The organism is Variovorax sp. J22R115, from assembly GCF_030317005.1.
In the GTDB taxonomy this organism is placed as follows: Bacteria; Pseudomonadota; Gammaproteobacteria; order Burkholderiales; family Burkholderiaceae_C; genus Variovorax.
Window position 1 is genome coordinate 316924 of the sequence record NZ_JASZYM010000006.1, and the last position, 19072, is coordinate 335995.

At 63.2% G+C, this 19072-nt stretch carries 17 protein-coding genes and 4 pseudogenes; 16 read left to right on the plus strand and 5 right to left on the minus strand.

All coding sequences use genetic code 11. From position 1 onward, the window contains the following. Positions 1–2 precede the first annotated feature (2 nt). From QTI04_RS13250 to QTI04_RS13290, 9 genes and pseudogenes are all read left to right on the plus strand, one after another. On the plus strand, positions 3–785 hold the full coding sequence (locus QTI04_RS13250) for a YoaK family protein (RefSeq protein WP_286616076.1): 783 nt from the start codon (positions 3–5) through the stop codon (positions 783–785). Positions 786–948: 163 nt separating this feature from the next. Then, positions 949–1557 (plus strand): GNAT family N-acetyltransferase, encoded by a 609-nt coding sequence (locus tag QTI04_RS13255; protein WP_286616077.1) that lies wholly within the window; start codon positions 949–951, stop codon positions 1555–1557. A 53-nt stretch (positions 1558–1610) separates the two neighbouring features. Continuing rightward, positions 1611–1787 (plus strand): cation-translocating P-type ATPase C-terminal domain-containing protein, encoded by a 177-nt coding sequence (locus QTI04_RS13260; RefSeq protein WP_286616078.1) that lies wholly within the window; start codon positions 1611–1613, stop codon positions 1785–1787. A gap of 73 nt (positions 1788–1860) precedes the next feature. Next, positions 1861–2151 (plus strand): cation-translocating P-type ATPase C-terminal domain-containing protein, encoded by a 291-nt coding sequence (locus tag QTI04_RS13265; RefSeq protein WP_286616079.1) that lies wholly within the window; start codon positions 1861–1863, stop codon positions 2149–2151. 111 nt (positions 2152–2262) lie between these two features. After that, on the plus strand, positions 2263–3903 hold the full coding sequence (locus tag QTI04_RS13270) for an acyl-CoA synthetase (RefSeq protein WP_286616080.1): 1641 nt from the start codon (positions 2263–2265) through the stop codon (positions 3901–3903). Between the two features lie 8 nt (positions 3904–3911). Beyond that, positions 3912–5626: pseudogene (locus QTI04_RS13275) on the plus strand (acyl-CoA dehydrogenase). A 14-nt stretch (positions 5627–5640) separates the two neighbouring features. Next, complete coding sequence (locus QTI04_RS13280; protein ID WP_286616081.1) at positions 5641–6129, plus strand: MaoC family dehydratase; 489 nt, start codon at positions 5641–5643, stop codon at positions 6127–6129. Positions 6130–6424: 295 nt separating this feature from the next. Beyond that, positions 6425–6754, plus strand: a complete 330-nt coding sequence (locus QTI04_RS13285) for a hypothetical protein (protein WP_286616082.1) — start codon at positions 6425–6427, stop codon at positions 6752–6754. Between the two features lie 41 nt (positions 6755–6795). Next, positions 6796–8160: an MFS transporter gene (locus tag QTI04_RS13290; protein ID WP_286616083.1), complete on the plus strand. Its 1365-nt coding sequence runs from the start codon at positions 6796–6798 to the stop codon at positions 8158–8160. A gap of 244 nt (positions 8161–8404) precedes the next feature. Here QTI04_RS13290 and QTI04_RS13295 read toward each other — a convergent pair. From QTI04_RS13295 to QTI04_RS13305, 3 genes and pseudogenes are all read right to left on the minus strand, one after another. Continuing rightward, a pseudogene (locus QTI04_RS13295) lies at positions 8405–8546 on the minus strand (transposase domain-containing protein); the annotation flags it as partial. Between the two features lie 65 nt (positions 8547–8611). After that, complete coding sequence (locus tag QTI04_RS13300) at positions 8612–9490, minus strand: alpha/beta fold hydrolase (protein ID WP_286616084.1); 879 nt, start codon at positions 9488–9490, stop codon at positions 8612–8614. Between the two features lie 95 nt (positions 9491–9585). After that, positions 9586–10203 (minus strand): DUF6544 family protein, encoded by a 618-nt coding sequence (locus tag QTI04_RS13305; RefSeq protein ID WP_336621888.1) that lies wholly within the window; start codon positions 10201–10203, stop codon positions 9586–9588. 27 nt (positions 10204–10230) lie between these two features. Between QTI04_RS13305 and QTI04_RS13310 the strand changes: the two are divergent. The 3 genes and pseudogenes from QTI04_RS13310 to QTI04_RS13320 form a co-directional block, all read left to right on the plus strand. Continuing rightward, positions 10231–10887: pseudogene (locus tag QTI04_RS13310) on the plus strand (zinc-binding dehydrogenase); the annotation flags it as partial. Between the two features lie 698 nt (positions 10888–11585). Next, positions 11586–12208 (plus strand): annotated as a pseudogene (locus QTI04_RS13315) (tyrosine-type recombinase/integrase). Positions 12209–12321: 113 nt separating this feature from the next. Further along, the gene (locus QTI04_RS13320) at positions 12322–12879 is read left to right on the plus strand and encodes a GNAT family N-acetyltransferase (protein ID WP_286616086.1); all 558 of its coding nucleotides are present in this window, start codon (positions 12322–12324) and stop codon (positions 12877–12879) included. Positions 12880–13002: 123 nt separating this feature from the next. On the opposite strand, the gene QTI04_RS13325 is transcribed toward QTI04_RS13320, so the two are convergent. Continuing rightward, the gene (locus tag QTI04_RS13325) at positions 13003–14562 is read right to left on the minus strand and encodes an MFS transporter (RefSeq protein ID WP_286616087.1); all 1560 of its coding nucleotides are present in this window, start codon (positions 14560–14562) and stop codon (positions 13003–13005) included. An 81-nt stretch (positions 14563–14643) separates the two neighbouring features. Here QTI04_RS13325 and QTI04_RS13330 point away from each other — a divergent pair, with 81 nt between their 5' ends. After that, positions 14644–15564, plus strand: a complete 921-nt coding sequence (locus QTI04_RS13330; RefSeq protein ID WP_286616088.1) for a LysR substrate-binding domain-containing protein — start codon at positions 14644–14646, stop codon at positions 15562–15564. 6 nt (positions 15565–15570) lie between these two features. On the opposite strand, the gene QTI04_RS13335 is transcribed toward QTI04_RS13330, so the two are convergent. Next, on the minus strand, positions 15571–16464 hold the full coding sequence (locus QTI04_RS13335; RefSeq protein ID WP_286616089.1) for a LysR family transcriptional regulator: 894 nt from the start codon (positions 16462–16464) through the stop codon (positions 15571–15573). Between the two features lie 14 nt (positions 16465–16478). On the opposite strand from QTI04_RS13335, the gene QTI04_RS13340 reads away from it, so the two are divergent. From QTI04_RS13340 to QTI04_RS13350, 3 genes are read left to right on the plus strand one after another with little or no spacing between them, the layout of a single operon-like run. Then, positions 16479–17111: an SDR family NAD(P)-dependent oxidoreductase gene (locus QTI04_RS13340; RefSeq protein WP_286616090.1), complete on the plus strand. Its 633-nt coding sequence runs from the start codon at positions 16479–16481 to the stop codon at positions 17109–17111. A gap of 2 nt (positions 17112–17113) precedes the next feature. Then, on the plus strand, positions 17114–18187 hold the full coding sequence (locus tag QTI04_RS13345) for an alkene reductase (protein WP_286616091.1): 1074 nt from the start codon (positions 17114–17116) through the stop codon (positions 18185–18187). A gap of 30 nt (positions 18188–18217) precedes the next feature. Beyond that, the gene (locus QTI04_RS13350; RefSeq protein ID WP_286616092.1) at positions 18218–19045 is read left to right on the plus strand and encodes a pirin family protein; all 828 of its coding nucleotides are present in this window, start codon (positions 18218–18220) and stop codon (positions 19043–19045) included. The last annotated feature ends 27 nt before the right edge of the window (positions 19046–19072 follow it).

The following is a 19072-nucleotide window of genomic DNA, read 5'->3' on the forward strand; positions in this document are numbered from 1 at the left end:
ACATGACCGCGCGTTGGGCAGACTTCCTGTACGGGCTGGTCGGGAGGCGGCGCACCCAGGCGGCCAATCGCCAGTTGGGCTGCGTGCTTGCCGCCGTTGCGGGCGCCATCAACGCCGGTGGCTTTCTCGCTGTGCAGCGCTACACCTCTCACATGACGGGGATCGTGTCGTCGGTCGCCGACGACTTCGCAATCGGCAGCGTGACACTGGCGCTCGCAGGCGTGGTGGCGCTTGCGACATTCGTGAGCGGGGCGGCCTGCACGGCGCTGCTGATCAACTGGGCACGCCGCCAAAGGTTGCACAGCAAATATGCGCTGGCCTTGATGGTCGAGGCGGCGCTGCTGCTGTTGTTCGGCCTGGCGGGTGCGAATCTCGCGTCCTTCGCCCACCTCATGGTGCCCTCCACGGTACTGCTGCTGTGCTTCATCATGGGCCTGCAGAACGCGATCATCACCAAGATTTCCGGTGCCGAGATTCGAACGACGCACATGACCGGTATCGCCACCGACATCGGCATCGAGTTGGGCCGGCTGTTTTACTGGAACCGCAACGCGGCGGCCAACAGCGTGCACTTCGTGAAGGCCAACCGCGACAAACTCTTCATTCATTGCGCCATCCTGGCGTCGTTCTTCGCGGGGGGCGTGGTCGGCGCTTTGGCATTCAAGGCTGTGGGTTTCGCGGCGACCATTCCAATCGCCTTCACATTGGCCGTGCTGGCGTTGCCCCCGATTCTGGTCGACCTTCACTTGCGGCGCTTCGGCCATCGGTCAGCGCATGGACGGTGAAGCGCGCTCACAAGATGACGGCGGCCAAATGCAGTTGCGGGCACGCCGGCTCTGCAGCGTCGCGATTCACGTACGGTAATCGCTGAGTGGGCCAACGTACAGACTCCGCGCAGCCTTGCGAGCAAGGTAGGAGCAGATCTGCCCGCCCTTTGAAAGCCACACCATGATCGCTTCCGGAATCTCTGCGAATTCGATGCCCGAGTCGTTGCCCGTCGTTCCCAACAGGGCCGGCGCGGATGAACTTGACGAGAGTTGGACGGAGGTGTTGCGAGGCGGCGATCGCATACGCATTCGTCCGATTCACCAAGAAGACGCAGCGATGGAGCGCCGATTCATCGAGGAACTTTCGCCCGCTTCGCGTCGATTTCGATTCCTGGACACGATGCGCTCACCCGGTGACGCGCTTCTCAAGCAACTCACGGTCATCGACCCGGCGACTGATGTCGCTTACGTCGCCGTCGTCGACGATGAATCCCAGGATCATCAGATCGGCGTCGCGCGTTTCAGTGCGCAGCCGGGAGGCGGAGATTGCGAGTTCGCGGTGGCCGTCAGCGACAAGTGGCAGAACAAGGGGCTTGGGATGCACCTGATGCACCATCTGATGGAGGCTGCGAGGCAGAGAGGCATCGCCGAGATGCACTCCAGCGACGCGTCGGACAACGACCTTATGAGGCGCTTCGCAGAACAGTTGCACCTCGACCACAGGCCTGACCCTGATGACGCGACTCAAATTTTGTACAGCTTGAAGCTGGGCCACCGGCGCCAGCGCTGACAGTTGCACCGTCTGCATTCTTCCAGCGAAGTTGTCGGCACCACTCGCGCCTGTTGCCGCTTCTCGCGACGCAGATCCCCTGGATCAACCTCGTCACCGACTCGGGGCCTGCGCTGGCCATGGGCGTCAACCCGCCGGGTGACGACGTGATCGCCCAAAAGCCGCGCGGTCGCGGCGAACGCGTGATCGACGCGCAAATGTGGAGAGGGTGGTCCAGATCGGCTTGGTGATGGCACCGACGACGCTGCTGAGCATCGACCTCTTTCTGCCGGGCGGATGATCGAGGGCGACAACGACTTGGCCATGGTCCGGACTGCTGGCTTCACCGTGCTGGTGCTCGCGCAGCTTTTCAATTGCTTCAACGCGCGCTCCGACCATCGGAGCGCCTTCTCGCACCCGTTCGTCAACCGTTGGCTCTGGGGTGCCGTCGCGCTGTCCGTTGTGTTGCAGATCGCAGTCGTGCACCTCGGCATTTTCAATCTCGCGTTTGGAACCGCGCCGCTTGCGCCCGACGAGTGGCTGTTGTGCGTCGCGATGGCCAGTACGGTGCTCTGGTACAGCGAGTTGCGCAAGTGGGTGATGCGTTTCCATTGACTGCCAGCTTCGGCGCCGCAGGTGGTACGGCAGCGCACAGACGAATTCACCTAGTGCGCCTATGTTGGAACGGCTAGGCGCCTGAAGCGGCGCCGAAGAACGGACATCACCATGAAAAGAACCCATCCTTACGAATTCGGCCTAGACAAGAACGAAGCCAATTTCGTGCCCTTGTCGCCCTTGAGCTTCTTGGAACGATCAGCCAGCGTTTATCCGGGGCACGTCGCGCTGATCTACGGAACACGACGGCAAACCTGGCGCGACACACACGCGCGCTGTCGCCAACTGGCCAGTGCTCTTGTGCAACGCGGGGTTGGCGCGGGCGATACCGTAGCGGTGATGCTGCCCAACGTGCCGGCGATGTTTGAAGCTCATTTCGGCGTGCCGATGACGGGCGCCGTGCTCAACACGCTCAATACGCGCCTCGACGCGGAGGCGATCGCGTTCATGCTGCAACACGGTGAGGCCAAGGTGCTTCTGACCGACCGAGAATTCGCGGGCGTGATCGAGAAAGCACTCGCGATGGTTGGCGACAGGCGGCCATTCGTGATCGAGGTCGAGGACGAAGATGCGCCGGCCGGTAATTCGCTCGGCGACGTTTCATACGAGTCCTTTCTTTCGCATGGCGACCCCGACTTTCGCTGGAAGCTTCCTTCCGACGAGTGGGATGCCATCGCCCTGAACTACACCTCCGGCACCACCGGGAACCCCAAGGGCGTGGTGACGCATCACCGGGGCGCCTACCTCAACGCTGTGTCGAACGTCGTGACGTGGGAGATGCCGCGCCACCCCGTCTACCTCTGGACGCTGCCGATGTTCCATTGCAATGGCTGGTGCTTCCCGTGGACGTTGGCCTTGCAATCCGGCGCCAGCGTCTGCCTGCGCAAGTTCGAACCGGAGATAGTGTTTGACCTGATCCGCGAGCACAAGGTCACCCACCTCTGCGGTGCGCCCATCGTGTACGGCATGTTGATCAACGCGCCTGAAGCGCAGCGCGGCATTGGCCACGCAGTCAAAGGCTTGATCGCCGGATCCGCGCCGCCCGCCGCGATCATCGAAGGCTGTGAACAGATAGGGATCGCGATCACCCATGTCTATGGGCTGACGGAGGTCTACGGCCCAGCGGCGGTATGCGCCCAGCAGGTCGAGTGGGCTGCGCTCCCGGTGGGCGAGCGCGCCCGCCTGAACGCGCGCCAAGGCGTGGCCTATCCAATGCAAGAGGCCGTCGTCGTGCTGAACCCCGAGACGATGGAACCTGTGCCGGCCGACGGGGAAACGATCGGCGAGATCTTCTTCCGCGGCAATCTGGTGATGAAGGGCTACCTGAAGAACGCACAGGCCACGGAGGAAGCGTTTGCGGGCGGCTGGTTCCACACGGGCGACCTGGGGGTCATGCAGTCTGATGGCTACGTGAAGATCAAAGATCGCAGTAAGGACGTGATCATCTCCGGTGGCGAGAACATTTCCAGTGTCGAGGTCGAGGAAGTGCTGTATCGCCATGCCGCGGTGCTCGCGGCGGCCGTCGTGGCAAAGCCGGATGAGAAATGGGGCGAGGTGGCCGCGGCCTTCGTTGAACTGCGCATGGGTGCCACTGCGACGGAGGCGGAAATCATCGCGCATTGCCGTGCGGAAATGGCTCGGTTCAAGGTCCCCAAGCAGGTCATCTTCGGCGTCTTGCCCAAGACCTCCACGGGGAAAATCCAAAAGTTCGTGCTGCGTGAACAGTTGCATTCCGCCACTGCCATTGTTTGAGGGCCATCATGAACTTCTATTCACCCCCGCTGCACGAAATGCTGTTTGCGATGCAGGAGCATGGTGGGCTAGACGCCGTGCTGGCGCAGGTCGGCAATGAGGAAGTCACCGGCGACCTGGTCGTGCCAATGGAGCAACGGCGTCGTGACCACCGCCGACGGGTTCAGGCACGCCTACACGGGCTTTTGCGAGAGCGGATGGAACGGCATGCCCTCGGGCACCGAGTTCGGCGGGCAGGGGATGCCTACGCTGGTGTCGACCGCGGTGCTCGAGATGTGGAAGGCCTCCAACATGGCGTTCTCGCTGTGCCAGATGCTCACGCTGGGCGCCGTGGAGGCCATCACGCATCACGGCAGTGAGGAACTGAGGCAGCGTTATCTGCCGGCAATGATCGAAGGCCGCTGGACCGGCACCATGAACATCACCGAGCCCCAAGCCGGCTCCGACCTCGCAGCCATTCGCACCAAGGCCATTCCGGATGGAGACCACTACCGCATCAGCGGCACGAAGATTTTCATCACCTGGGGCGAGCACGACATGGCGGACAACATCATCCATCTCGTACTGGCGCGTCTGCCAGATGCGCCGCCGGGCGTGAAGGGTATCTCACTGTTCGTCTGCCCCAAGTTCCTCGTGAATGCCGACGGCTCGCTTGGTGAGCGCAACGACCTCGTATGCGCCTCGATCGAACACAAGATCGGCATCCACGGCAGCGCAACGGCTGTGATGTCGTTCGGCGAGGGGCCGGGCGCGCTCGGCTGGCTGGTCGGTGAGCCCAACAAGGGACTCGCCTGCATGTTCACAATGATGAATCACGCACGCCTGAACGTGGGCCTCGAAGGCGTGGCCATTTCCGACCGCGCCTACCAGAAGGCACGGCAGTTTGCGCTCGACCGCGTTCAAGGCAAGACGTTGGGCCGCGAAGGCGGCGCCAGTGCGACCATCATCGGCCACCCGGACGTGCGCCGCATGCTGATGGACATGAAGGCACGCGTCGAGGCGATGCGTGCGCTGGCTTACTACGCGGCCGGTCAGATGGACCGTGCTCATGGCCACGAGGACCCCTCCACGCGGCACAAGGCGCAGGCGCTGGTCGACTTGCTGATACCCGTCGTCAAGGGTTGGTGTACCGACAACGCGTTGGGTATCACGTCGGACGGCGTGCAGATTCACGGCGGCATGGGGTTCATCGAAGAGACCGGCGCCTCGCAGCACATGCGCGATGCACGAATCACTACCATTTACGAAGGAACAACGGGCATCCAGGCCAACGACCTGATCGGGCGCAAGCTGACGCGCGACGGCGGCGCGGCGATGAAGGAGCTAATCGCGGTGATGCAGACCGACGTCGACTCGCTTCATGCGCCGGGCGCAACCGATGACGCGGTGCTCGCGGGCGTGGCCCTGGCACTAGGAACCGGGTTGCGTGCGCTCGCCGAAGCCACCGACTGGTTGCTGGCCGCTTCGCCGCGCGATGCGGCGGCCGGGGCCGTGCCCTACCTGCGGCTCTGCGGCACGGTGATCGCCGGCTGGTTGACGGCGCGCGCTGCGCAAGTCGCCACGCTGCGATTGGCGCGGAGACACGGACGCCGATTTCCTGAACGCGAAGCGGATCACATCGCATCACTATGCGATGCACGTATTGCCCGGGGCCGGCGCATTGCGTGACACGGTCCTGCATGGAGCGTCGACGACCCTCGGCCTGACGGATGCCCAGTTCTAGCTGGGGGAGACAACATGAACGACATGAACGGCTACGACGTCGAAGACCTGAAGGTGGGCATGCGCGCAACCTTCTCGAAGACCATCACAGAGGCCGACATCGTCCTGTTCGCTGGCGTATCGGGTGACAACAACGCCCTGCACGTGAACGAAGAGTTCGCGGCCACGACGCGCTTCGGCGGCCGTATCGCGCACGGCTTCCTTACGGCCAGCGTGATTTCGGCGGCGGTGGCCAACCATCTTCCAGGGCCCGGCACGATCTATCTCAGCCAATTGCTGAACTTCCGTGCGCCGGTACGCATTGGCGAAACGGTGCATGCGAGTGTCAGCGTCAAGTCTGTCGATGCGCTGCGCCGCCGCGTGACGCTCGAAACGGTCTGCGCGGTTGGGGAGACCGTCGTCATCGACGGCGAGGCCGTGGTAATGACAACCTCGTCCGCGAAGCGCCCGGCCAGGATGGTTTCAGCAGAGCCGCAGCAGGTGCAAGCCCTCAGCCTGGTCTGACTGCGGGCCGCCCCAGGCCGCTCGTTGTTCGCGCGAGCGCTATACGTGATGGACCCCGGCATGCGCGATGAATGCGCCTGTGGGTGCTCTACCGCACCGACCGGACTGACGCTTCGCGGTACACAGGGGAAGGCAAGGAAATGGGCGCAAGCACAGGTTCCGTGCGGCGGAATCGGACCACAAGGCCTCACGGAGTCTTTTGCTCTGATCAGAGGCACTGGCTGATACAGGCTGCTGGTAGTGCTTTAAGAATCGAATGGCCTCAATGACCGGGGCATCCCGGAGAAAGATCTATATGAATGACCTCACGCAACCCTTCGTCAAGCTGTCCACGTCCAACACGGAACTCGTGACGCGTTTCGCACAATCCCCGGAGGTCGCGGAACTGGCGAAGGCCAACGCGGAGAAGTTTCTGGATCTCGCGCAGAAGGCCTTTGGTGGCGCGGCGGCGTCCAGTGCACACGCTGACCTCGTCCGAAGTCTCGCCGAGAACTATGCGACCTTTGCGCGTGAGAACGCTGAGAACCTTATGGGCCTCCTAGCCCGAGGACAGGCCGCTGTTGCGCAACAAGTCACCGCTGCAAGCGAGCGTATGGCCGCGGCTACTGAAGTGAAAAAACGGTAGCTCAGGCCAGAGTCATCGACCAAAGCAAAGCGGAGCCCATCATGCATCGGATAGACGTTCACAAACTGGTCGACGAGGCCAAGTTCAATCGCTTTCACGCACTTGTTCTTTGTTGGTGTGTGCTCATCATCATCATCGATGGCTACGACCTTGCGGTGGCGGGCATCGCGCTGCCCAGCATCATGAAGGACATGAACGTCGACGCCTCGACGGCCGGATTCATGGCGAGTTCGGCCCTGTTCGGAATGATGTTCGGGGCGATATTCCTTGGAACCCTTTCCGACAGGATCGGCCGCCGCTGGACGATCTCCATCTGCGTCTTCCTGTTCAGTGTCTTCACCGCGGCGGCCGGCTTTGCGAGTGATCCGTACACGTTCAGCGTGTTGCGATTCCTTGCAGGCCTCGGCATCGGCGGGGTGATGCCCAATATCGTGGCGCAGATGACCGAGTACTCACCCAAGACGATCCGAAGCCGCATGGTGACTATCATGTTTTCCGGCTATGCGGTCGGTGGCATCCTCGCAGCGCTGGTCGGCAAGCAGTTTATTGAAAGCTATGGCTGGCAGTCGGTGTTCATCGCCGCCGGCGTGCCGGTGCTGCTGATTCCGTTCATCCTGAAGATGATGCCGGAGTCGTTGCCCTTCCTTATCAAGCATCATGACGACACCCATTTGCGGCAAGTCGTCGGCCGCCTCGCGCCGGACCTGCGGATGGAGGCACACGAAGAGTTCCTGCTGCCAGCGGAGGACAAGGCCGGGGCAGCGCCCGTCCGCCAGCTGTTCCAGGATGGCCGCGCTCTCAGCACGATCATGTTTTGGATCGCGTTCTTTATGGGACTGTTCATGATTTACGCGCTCAGTTCCTGGTTGACCAAGCTGATGGCGATGGCAGGGTACAGCCTCGGCTCTGCCCTGACGTTCTCCTTGGCGTTGAACGTGGGTGCCATGGTGGGCGCCATCTCCGGGGGATGGCTTGCCGACAAGTTCAACATCAAGTACGTGCTGGTGATCATGTACGCGCTGGGAGCGGTGTTCCTGTACATGATGACCATCAAGACATCGCAGGAGGTGCTCTACGTGATCGTCGCACTGGTGGGAACCTGCACCACCGGCGCCCAGATCGTCGCCTACGCGTATTGCGGCCAGTACTACCCCATGGCAATCCGATCGACTGGTATCGGGATGGCAGCGGGGATAGGTCGCACCGGCGCGATCATGGCGCCGCTGCTGATCGGCTTGCTAGTTTCGCTGAAGCTGCCACTGGAGCAGAACTTCATCGCCATCGCGACGGCGGGTGCGCTGGGAGCCATCGCGCTCGCGTTCATCAACCATCGCGCGTCGGCATCGACACACCACGACGACGCCGTGCCCGATACGATCCCACCACTGCGTGAGGTGCCGGCCTAGGAGCTTGACGGGAGTTCATTGACGCTGCGCGGAGCGCCCCGGCGGTCAGGTGCAATTCTCCTTGGAAAGGGAGATGGAACGGTGAAACGACCTGAAGAGACGCTGTGACCCACGCCCAGAAGTGGCTTCCAGACCGGTCGACATAGGCCCTTCCGGAGTCCATCGTCCCGGTCGCAGCGCTTATCGGGTCGGTGCCTTGCAGGTTCACTGCGTCTTCCTTCGTTGCGCAACCTGGTGCTGTGGTTCATGCTGCCAATCGTTGCTCAACGCGGTGCCCGCCGATATTCCAGGGCAGCAAGTCCACGATGCGGTTGATCCGCAATGCGTGCGAGCACCTCGCGCAGATACGCTTGCGGATCGAGCCCGTTTAGCTTGGCAGTTTCGACCCCGTAACCCGCAGACCTCCATGCGCTGGACTGCTGCTTGGCAGCGTGGTCCGAGGCGGTGTTCTTCACCCCGGTGACCTGAGCAGTTTCGCGATTTCGGACATCACTTCATCGTCATGCCCGACCCATGTGTGACCCCCCGTCTCGAAACCGACGAACTTGGCTCCCGGAATCCGAGTGGCGGTGTACTGCGCACTCGCATACGTGCCGTAGCCATCGTCGCGGGCGCTGATCACCAGTGTCGGTGCCCTGATCGCCTCCAGTGGCGCTGTCGTCAACTTCTTTCCCACCAACGAATCACTGCGCATACCCGCAGCGCGACTCGATACCGGCAAGATATTGTTGAGCATGCCATCAACGCGCGCGTTCTCGCTTGGGCTGGCACTCGACAGCAGCTCGGGAGGGGTCGCCAGAACGACGCGGATCAGCGAGTTGCGGCCGACATGAAGCGCTGACCAGAACAGAAAATCTGAACCGATCAGCGTCATCATCGTGCTTTCGACCCAAGTCGGCAGCGGCGGCGCGGAATCCGCCTGTGCAGCTGGCTTGTAGGCGAGCGGCACCAGGAGCACCAGCGCAGCGACCCGATCGGGATGGCGGATCGCCATTTGCAGGGCGGATGGGGCGCCTGCCGAGCCGCCCATGACTGCAGCGCGTCGAATTCCCAATGCATCCAGCAGACACACATGAGCGTCGGCCTGCGCGGCTGCCGAGGCATCTGCCGGCATCGGGGTGCGCAGGTAGCCGAAGCGCGACATCGCAATCACCCGGATCCCCCGATGCGTCAGCGCAGCCGCAAACGCCATGCCCTGGTCGTGTCCGCCGCCGCTTCCGTGCACCGCCAGTAGCGGAATCCCTGAGCCCGCCTCCTGGTACACTATGACGCCGCAGCGGGTGGAGAGCAGCGTGCTGCCCTGCGCCACGCGGGCCATCGCCAGCTTCATGTCGCGCTCGAAGCGCCCGCTGATCCACAGGGTGCCCACTGCAAGGACCAAGCCGATCGCACCGGCGACGGCTCCAGCGACGCCCAGGCGTGTGGTCACGGCAGAAACTCGAAACGCATCGACGTCACGGTGCCGCGGAAGTAGCTTCTGCGCCCTTCTGGCCAAAGCCATTCGACCTCGCCGACGTTCGGCACCGTCATGCCGTTTCGCGTCCGATAGTCGGACCACCGGCCCTCCCACGGGATCATGACCATCGTCCGGCCGACCATGGCGCCGCGCGCCTCCGCACGAAACGAGTCGATCAAGCCGGCGTCGTTGAATCGGAACAGCAGTGTCAGCGTGAGCGGGCCATCCACGAGCGTGGCATATGCAGAGTGGTCGTCGAACGCGTCCCAGCGAACACCGTGGCTCGGCAGCAGCGCGGTCGGGTACCACGCCGCTTCAGCGAAGAAGCGGAACAGCTCGCCGCGGGCGATCTCCCCATCGCCGTGAATGTCGGCCACCTGGAACAGGCCCAGCACCGCGGCGTGCAGCATGCCTTGACCCCCGATGTAGGCGTCGAGCACTCGTACCGCTAGCCCAGGCAGCAGAGCGATCTCTGCGTCCCAGAGGAAGCCGGGGCGGCGGGCGACGATCGTCTGCCGGGACGTGAACCTCTTCCACCGCTCCGACGTGTGAGACAGGTTGAAGGTGCCAGCGAGCTCGACGGTCAATGCCGAGATGATCGGCTGTCCGCGATGGCCAACCTGGCGCCGGTGCCCGACTCGCTCAGCGACGAGCAGGTGCTGATGTGCCCCGACATCATGTCGACCGGCTTCAGCGGTGCTGAGAGCGCGGGGGTGTGCATTGGCGACACGGTGGCGGTGTTTGCCCAGGGTCCGATCGGCCTGTGCGCCACAGCGGGTGCCAAACTCAGCGGTGCCGCGACCGTGATCGGAGTTGACCGGCTCGCCGACCGCCTGGCCATCGCCACGAAATTGGGCGCCGATCACGTGATCGATGGGAGCAAGGTAGATCCTGTCGAGGAGATCATGCGCCTCACCGACGGCCGTGGCGTGGACGTGGCGATCGAGGCGCTCGGCACGCAACAGACCTTCGAGGCGTGCCTTCGGGCGCTGCGCCCGGGCGGAACACTGTCGAGCCTCGGCGTCTATTCGACCGACCTGACGATCCCGCTCGGAGCCTTCGCCGCCGGGTTGGGTGATCACAAAATCGTCACGACGCTTTGCCCCGGTGGCAAGGAGCGCATGCGCCGGCTGATGGCGGTGATCGCCGCGCGGCGGGTCGACTTGGAGGCGATGGTGACGCACCGCTTCAAGCTCGACGACATCGAGGCAGCCTACGAACTCTTCGGCCACCAGCGCGACGGCGTTCTGAAAGTCGCGATCACGCCTTGAGCCAGACGTATTGGACTCAAGCGCGCTCGCCGAAAAGCGCCAGACAGGTCCCTCTACGGTCCGCTCCGGCCAAGCCGAATCGCAAGGGCTCGGCCTCACTGCGTCTGCCAGCGCCTGCTGGGCCGTTGCGGGAATCGCGACAACAACCTCACTCTTAAGGTGTCAGTCGCCGATGCATCATTCATCGCCATGACCAAGGGTTTGGTGGCCGGCACCCGAACCTCGTCCCGGCCGTCGCCACCGGTGCTACTTGGCCTTCGCCTTCTACCGTCGCCGAGGCCGGCCTGTTGGGACTGCTGAGCTACGACATCAGCCTCTGGTCCGGGCGCCGATCAAAGCTGCAGCCACCCGCTTGAACACCCGGTACACGAAGAAGAGCGGACCTTCGACAGGTTATGGCGTATGACCGCTCGTGGCCGATCGCTCCAATTTGATCTGCTCACGCAGATGTCTGTATTGGGCACGGAGCCGACGGACGAGGTGCACGCCTCATGACTGTTTAGCGACCGGTTCCGGACGAGGATGGTTCCACCCCTGAACTTCCCTTCCTGGCCGGAACCGTGAGTGCGCAGTTGATCCAGGAAGCGGTCCCTCGACTGAAGCCTCTGCCCAATCTGGCACGCGTGATCGTCTGCGACGACTGCTTCGAGTTCGCGAACGCGCATCCTAGGTGGCCCTCAACTTGATGGGAGTCCATCATGGCATCCAATCACAGCGTCCCTCATCGCGAACCGTGGAACAAGGGCAAGATCGTCGGGCAGGAGGCTCCGTTCAGGATTGAGGACATCTGGGCACTCCGAGTGCGCCTCCAAATGGAAAGCCGAGTGCGCGAGCCCGCCCTCTTCAATCTCGGAATCGATAGCAAGTTGCGGGGCTGTGACCTCGTCAGTCTTAAGGTTCGGGACGTCTGCCACGGCGACCAGGTAGCAACTCGCGCCGTAGTGATGCGACACAAGACCCAGCGCCCCGTGCAGTTCGAGATCACGCCGGTGACACGTGAAGCTGTACAGAAGTGGATCAAGCAATCCGGGCTGAAGAGCGAAGATTTTCTGTTCCGAAGCCGCGTCCACGCGTCACCGCATCTGGGCACACGGCAGTACGCACGGATTCTTGAGGGCTGGATAAAGGAACTTGGCCTCGATCCCACTGAGTACGGCACGCATTCGATGCGGCGAACCAAGGCAACTTGATCTACCGCCGCACCAAGAACCTGCGCGCCGTGCAGTTGCTGCTTGGCCATGCCAAGGTCGAGTCGACGGTGAGATACCTCGGCATCGAGGTGGACGACGCCTTGGAGATCTCGGAGCAAACTGAAATCTGATCCGGGCGACAATCAATCGGGCATGCCGCCGATCGCAGAGCTCGGATTTGCCCGCCTCCCCGGGGGCTGCCCTGTGGCCGAGCCGAGCGGCAGCTTCCTGGAACCAGCTTGGAATGGCGGTGTCGGCCAGGACCGGACCTTCACTTCAATCGCCCAATGAACTCTTGCCATCCATAAACATCCTGGAAGCGCGCCCGTCCGATGCACCAATGATTGCCTCCGTCCTGCAAGAGGCAGCGGAGTGGCTCGCCGGCGATGGCAGAAGTCTTTGGTCAGCAGCCGAGATTGGCCACGAACGCGTCCTGCGGGACGCGAGCGAAGGGCTCTTCCACGTTGCTCGTCTGGACGGGCAATTGGCTGGCGTGATGAAGTTCGAGCTGGAGGACGCCTATTTTTGGCCCGAGGTCATGCCGGGCACCTCGGCCTTCGTTCACAAGCTCGCCGTACGCCGAGCGTGGGCGAAGAAGGGCGTCTCGACCGAACTGTTGTCCTATGCTCGAACTCGAGCTCAAGAGCTTGGACGTGTCCACCTTCGCCTGGACTGCGTCGCGGACCGCCAAGGGCTGCGAAACCTGTATGAAGGCTTCGGCTTTTCCCTGCACAGCGTCGTCGAGATAGGGGCCTCCTCGTATGCGCGGTATGAGCTGCCGACGCCGACGGCAACACCGTAGGGACGAGGAATGACGCCGACCGGCTACAGTCGGCCAAGAGCGGACGCACAAGCTTCAGCGTTGATTTCAGCTAGGCTGTTGCGTCGCGCCCTGAGGTGCGATGGCAAACACATAGGGCTGCCATCACTTCATCAGACGTTGCAGCGACATAGCCAACGCCCCGAGCAGGCCAACCATGGCCACTACAGTGAAGTAGTCCAGACAGGCCATCAGAGTCGCCTGCTGCGTCACCATCTGTGCCAGGTGCGCCACGGCCATCGAGTCCGCGGTGGGACCGGCGCCGTTGGCGAAAAGCGCTTGGCTCAGTGTCCGAACGGCCTGGGTGTAGATTGGGTTGCCGTTCTCGAAACGCGTGGCGAGGGACATGTAGTGCTCGGTGCTTCGCCACTGCAGCAACAACGTCGATGAGGCAACCCCGAGCGCAGTGCCGAACTGGGCGAGCATGTTCTTGAGTTGCTGGGCATGCGACAGAACGGCGTCGTCGTGTTGCACATCCCGGAAGGTGTGCATCGCCGTGGTCGCCATCACGAACATCAGGAAGATGCCGTTGAAGGCCAGGGCCGGCAAGATGTCAGTCCAGATGTGGACGTCGCCAGTCAGCCGGGAAATCTGAGCGCCGAATATGGTCAACGAGACGAAGCCGCCCACCAAAAATTTCTTGGGCCCGGGCCATCTCGGCAGTGCCCACATCATCAAGACCCATGCCAACAGCGCGCTCGACAGACCAAGGGTCTGAATGCGCCCGACGACATCCCAAGGGACGCCGAGACCACGCTGGAACAGCACGGGCAAGATGAGGTTGTTGGCGCCCAGCAGCACATAGCAGAGCATGAACAAGGCAACGCCAAAGATGTATCGAGGGCGCCTCAGGGCTTGGAGCGCCAGCAAGGGGCGCTCGTAGTTCCGGAGCACCTGGAAGAAGTAGTACATCGCCAGTGCGCCACACCCAAGGATGGTGACCAACATCGTCGTATCGGTGAAGAAGTCGTACTGGCTCCGCTGGATGGCGTAGAGCACCAGGAAGCTACCGCAGGCAAGGCTCATGAAGAGCACCGGGTGACTCTGGCTCCGCAGGTCGTCCTGCACGACGTCGGTGGGCAGAGACAGCTTGGCCATGACCGCGGCAGCAGCGGCCACCAGCATCAGCAGAACGAAGATTCCGCTCCACTCATCGTGGGCAACGGACAAGGACGCCAGCCCGGGCGCGAATGCAATTCCGGCCGCTAACCCGGTCGCGAAGTACTTGATGCCGATGAACCGCTGCGGGCTGGGTGGAATCAGGTTCACCAGGACCCGCCCCGTGGTCATGAATGCGGCCCCGCCCAAGCCCATGATGACGCGGCCGGCCATGAATGCTTGGTACGAGTCGCTGGCAGCACAGACGGCACTGCCAAGCATGAACAGCCCGAGCGATGCCAGCACGAAGTTCCGCCATCCAAGTCGCTCGACCAGCCAGCGCTGCCTCGAGATGGTCGAGATGGCCACTGCGGCGTACGCGACCGTGGTCAGGCTGAACTCCTCGGGCGACGCACCGATTTCACCCATGATGGGGCCCGCGGCGAAGGCAATCATCCCGGACTGCAAGAACTCGAGCAGCGTCAGCAGGAAGATGGTGACAAGCAGGGACAGGCGCGACGCTGCCTGGGTTGTTGAACTGGGGGAGGGAATCGTCTGAGAAGACACCCCATGAGGTTATGGCTGCACCAGTCCGTCGATAAGATGGTCGAATTACAACAGATTGGTGCGTCAGCGCACCAATTGGTCATGGACGACCTCAACGACCTCTACTTCTTCTCGGCCGTTGTGCAGCACAACGGTTTCTCGGCCGCCGCTCGCGCGACCGGCGTGGAGAAGACCCGGTTGAGTCGACGGGTTGCCGAATTAGAGCGCCGCCTGGGCGTGCGATTGCTTCAGCGCTCGACGCGCAAGCTCGCGCTGACTGAGGCCGGGCTGCGCTTCTATGAGCGGTGTGCCGCGGCGGTGGACGGTGCGCAGGCCGCCTACGAGAGCTTGGCCGAACTGCAGGCAGAGCCCAGTGGCAAGGTGCGACTGAGCTGCCCGGTGGTCATGGCGCAAAGCTACCTGGCCCCCATCCTGCCGGCTTACCTGGCACAGCATCCCAAAGTCAGCCTGTTCGTGGAGGCCACCGACAGGTCGGTCGCCCAGATTGAGGAGCGATTCGACCTGGTGTTGCGGGCCCGGCCACAGATGGACGGTGATGCCGGCATGGTTGTGAAGACGCTGGGAACGGCCCGGCGAATCCTGGTCGCCAGCCCGGCCTACCTTGACCGCAACGGCAGGCCTGCCAACCCATCAGAGATTTCCAACTTCGACGTGGTGAGCCAACTGGGCGACCAGCAGGACGGCGCGGCGGTCTGGTCGGTCACGAGCAGCGCCGGCGAGCAGGCCCGCGTCCGTCTCCGCCCACGCCTCGTATCCAGCGACCTGCGGGTGCAGCACCAGGCTACGCTACATGGCATCGGCATCGCGCTGATGCCCGAACCCATCGTCGCCGAGGCGCTACGCAGCCGCGCGCTCGAACAGGTGCTTCCGGAGTGGTCTGCCGGCGAGAACCTGATTCACCTCGTGTATCCGCCGCCACGCGGCATGCTGCCGTCCGTGCGCAGCCTCATCGACCACCTGGTGGAGCATCTGCCCAAGGCCATTCACGATACGCCGGCATAGCCGCGTTCAAGCCAGCGCCGACGTTTCGCGCTGGCCCAGGCGCTCCTGCAGGAACTCGATGAAGCGCTGCACTTTGGCGGGCAGTAGTCGCGTTTCCGTCAGCGCGTAGACCGGCGTCGACTTGCCCTCCCAGTCCGTCAGTATCCGCTGCAGGCGGCCTGCGGCCACATCCTCTGCCACGATTTCCACGGGCAGCAGCACGACGCCCAAGTCCAGCGTGGCCAAGCGACGGAACATGCCGACGCTGTTGACCAGAAAGCGCCCGCCGACCTCGACCTGGACGGATTCGGTGCCACGGTGCAGTTCCCAGGTCGCGGCCTTCGCAAAGCCAAGGCACTCGTGCTGCGAGAGGTCTGACGGATGGGTTGGCTCGCCCGCGACCTTCAGGTAGCCAGGCGAGGCATAGGCCTGCACCGACAGCCGCGCCAGCAACCGGGCAATCAGGTTCGAGTCGGGCAGTTCGCCCATGCGGATTGCCACATCGAACGGCTCGGAGACCAAGTCCACACGCCTTGGCGTCAGGTCGAAGTCGAAGGCGATGCCGGGATATCGGCGCGCAAATTCCGCCACCAGGGGCGCCATGTAGATGGTCGCGAAGTCCACCGGTAGCGATGCGCGCAGAACGCCGCTGGGCTGAGCCAGCATTTCGCCCAACTGCTCGTGCGCGATGCGGGCCTCGTCCACGATGCGCCGGCAGCGCTGGTAGTAGACCTGACCGGCCTCGGTCAACTCGACCTTGCGCGTCGTCCGGTGCAGCAGCCGCAAGCCGATGGCCTTCTCCAGCGCGCCGATGCGGCGCGACAGCGTCGAGTTGGGCACCCCGGTCACATCTGCAGCTCCTCGAAAGCTGCGGGCGTGGGCCACCTCCACGAACAGCGCCATATCGTTCAACAGCTCCAAAGTGATTGCTCCATTTGTGCACCAATGTTTGCCAATTTACCGTATTTATCTCTAGGCAGGAACAAACGAACATTCCCACATCGCATTCACACAGGAGAAATTCGATGCCCAAAGGAACCGCAGTCATCACCGGCGCCGCCAACGGCATTGGCCAGGCCTACGCGCAGCGGTTGGCCGCTGATGGCTTCGACATTGCCGTCGCCGATGTCGTCGAGGCATCCGCCACTAAGGCGCTGGTCGAAGCTGCCGGCCGCAAATTCTTCTCGTCCCTGGTGGATGTGACCTCGCCCGAATCGACGCTGAAGTTCGCCGCGGATGTCGGCGAGACCCTTCCGCCGGTGGTGGCCCTGGTCAACAACGCCGGCATCTATCCCTGGAAGTCTTTCGCAGACACCGACTACGCGCTGTGGCGCAAGGTGCTCGGCGTCAATCTGGACGGCGCGTTCCTGATGAGCAAAGCCTTCATCCCCGGCATGGTCGAGCGCAAGCTCGGTCGCATCGTCAACGTGCCTAGTCGGAGTTGTCTCCTTCCTGTGCTCGCTGGACTCGGCTTTCGTGACCGGTCAGACCATCGTCGCCGACGGCGGGCAAGCCCGCCTGTGAGTACCCCGACCCCATTGCCTCCAACCACCCAAGCAAAAGATTGACCATGAAGCAAGTTCTTACCCCCGTCCAAATCGGCCGCCTTGTCGCCCCGAACCGTGTCGTCATGGCGCCGATGACGCGCTCCCGTGCAAGCGACGACGGTGTCGCCGGCGACATGACTGTCGCGTACTACGCGCAGCGCGCCAGTGCCGGGCTCATCATCACCGAGGGTGTCTTCCCCTCTGCCATGGGAAAGGGCTACGTACATACGCCGGGCATCGAGACCGAAGTGCAGGTGGCGGCGTGGAAGAAGGTGACTGAGGCCGTGCACGCTCGCGGCGGACGTATCTTCATGCAGCTCATGCACTGCGGCCGGGTCTCGCACCCCTCGCTGCTGAACGGCGCCATCCCCGTGGCCCCTTCTGCCATCAAGCCCGAAGGGCAGGCCTGGACCCCCGTCGGTCAGGTCGACTTCGTCACGCCACGCGAGCTGAGCCTGGAAGAGATTGCCGGTGTCATCGACGACTACAGGCAAGCAACCCGGCGCGCCATCGAAGCTGGCTTCGACGGTGTCGAACTGCACGCGGCATCGGGCTACCTGCCGGAGCAGTTCCTGTCCTCCGGCAGCAACCAGCGGCAGGACCTGTACGGTGGCTCGGTCGAGAACCGTGCGCGCTTCGTCCTGGATGTGCTCGACGCCATGGCGGCCGAAGCCGGTGCCGACCGCGTCGGCATCAAGATTTCGCCGGAGATGAACTACAACAGTATCTCCGATGCGGCTCCGCAAGAGACGTACACCTACTTGGTCGACAAGCTGAAATCTTGGGGCCTGGCCTACCTGCACGTGGCCCTGTTCGGCTCGCCAAAGGTCGACTACCACGCGTTGCTGCGGTCACAGTTCGAAGGCGCTTACCTGATTGGCAGGGGCCTCACGCAGGAAGCCGCCGAGACGCTGCTCAAGGAAGACAAGGCCGATGCCACTGTGTTCGGCGCGCCGTTCCTCGCTAATCCGGACCTGCCGGAACGCTTCCGGGTAGGCGCCGAGCTCAATGCGCCGGACCGCACCACCTTCTTCGCACCGCCGACCGCCAAGGGCTACATTGATTACCCAGCGCTGGTCCCCGCCGAGGTCGATTGAGGTGGCTTAACGCCACGAGGAGCCTATGCCATGACCGCCACCATCGCCCGCATGCAGCGCGCCAATCGGGGAACGCAGTTCCGCGCTTACCGCCTGCACGGTTCTGACCCCGCGCAGCTCGACCCCTTCATGGGCATCGACCACGCCTGGATGAGCGCGCCCACGTTCCCGCCGCATCCGCATGCGGGATTCTCTGCAGTGACCTACCTGTTCCTCGATTCGGAGACAGGCATTGCGAACCGCGATTCGCAAGGCAACAGGACTCTGATTGAGCCTGGTGGCCTGCACTGGACGGCTGCAGGACGCGGCGTGGTGCATGAAGAGAATCCGGCGGTGCTGGGGAGCACAACGCACCTGCTGCAAATCTTCGTAAACCTGCCCGAAAGCCGCCAGACCGACGCTCCGTTCGCGTTGACCTTGCAGCCGCAGGACGTACCCGTGGTGCAACGCTCCGGAGCGCGGGTGCGTGTGCCCCTGGGCAGCTTCGATGGCGTTCGCTCGCCGTTGTCGCCACCGACCGACGTCACCTTGCTGGACGTCACGCTTGAGGAGAACGCTGAACTCGAGGTGCCAGTCCCAGCGGGGCAGCGCGCCTTCTTTATGCCTGTCTTCGGCAGCGCCGAAATCGACGGCCAGAGCTTTGGCCTGGACGACCTGGGTGCGCCCATCCTTCCTACCGGAACCGATGCGTCGACGCATAGGCTTGTGGCAAACGCGGGCGGTGCCAAGGTTGCGGTCTTCATCGGCAAGCCGCTGCACCAACCCATCCTGTCGAATGGTCCGATGGCCTTCGCGAACCGGGACAACCTGGCCTCAGCGGCAGCCGCCTATCACCGTGGCGATATGGGAAGCCTTTGAAGGGCAGCCACACACCATCGGGGCACG

Excerpts from the sequence above, each read along its gene's own strand:
- QTI04_RS13320 (WP_286616086.1), top strand. The coding sequence starts at position 12,322 with ATGGCGGTGTCGGCCAGGACCGGACCTTCACTTCAATCGCCCAATGAA.
- QTI04_RS13300 (WP_286616084.1), bottom strand. The coding sequence starts at position 9,490 with ATGAAGCTGGCGATGGCCCGCGTGGCGCAGGGCAGCACGCTGCTCTCC.
- QTI04_RS13250 (WP_286616076.1), top strand. The coding sequence starts at position 3 with ATGACCGCGCGTTGGGCAGACTTCCTGTACGGGCTGGTCGGGAGGCGG.
- QTI04_RS13350 (WP_286616092.1), top strand. The coding sequence starts at position 18,218 with ATGACCGCCACCATCGCCCGCATGCAGCGCGCCAATCGGGGAACGCAG.
- QTI04_RS13345 (WP_286616091.1), top strand. The coding sequence starts at position 17,114 with ATGAAGCAAGTTCTTACCCCCGTCCAAATCGGCCGCCTTGTCGCCCCG.
- QTI04_RS13330 (WP_286616088.1), top strand. The coding sequence starts at position 14,644 with ATGGACGACCTCAACGACCTCTACTTCTTCTCGGCCGTTGTGCAGCAC.
- QTI04_RS13290 (WP_286616083.1), top strand. The coding sequence starts at position 6,796 with ATGCATCGGATAGACGTTCACAAACTGGTCGACGAGGCCAAGTTCAAT.
- QTI04_RS13270 (WP_286616080.1), top strand. The coding sequence starts at position 2,263 with ATGAAAAGAACCCATCCTTACGAATTCGGCCTAGACAAGAACGAAGCC.
- QTI04_RS13265 (WP_286616079.1), top strand. The coding sequence starts at position 1,861 with ATGGTCCGGACTGCTGGCTTCACCGTGCTGGTGCTCGCGCAGCTTTTC.
- QTI04_RS13285 (WP_286616082.1), top strand. The coding sequence starts at position 6,425 with ATGAATGACCTCACGCAACCCTTCGTCAAGCTGTCCACGTCCAACACG.
- QTI04_RS13255 (WP_286616077.1), top strand. The coding sequence starts at position 949 with ATGATCGCTTCCGGAATCTCTGCGAATTCGATGCCCGAGTCGTTGCCC.
- QTI04_RS13280 (WP_286616081.1), top strand. The coding sequence starts at position 5,641 with ATGAACGACATGAACGGCTACGACGTCGAAGACCTGAAGGTGGGCATG.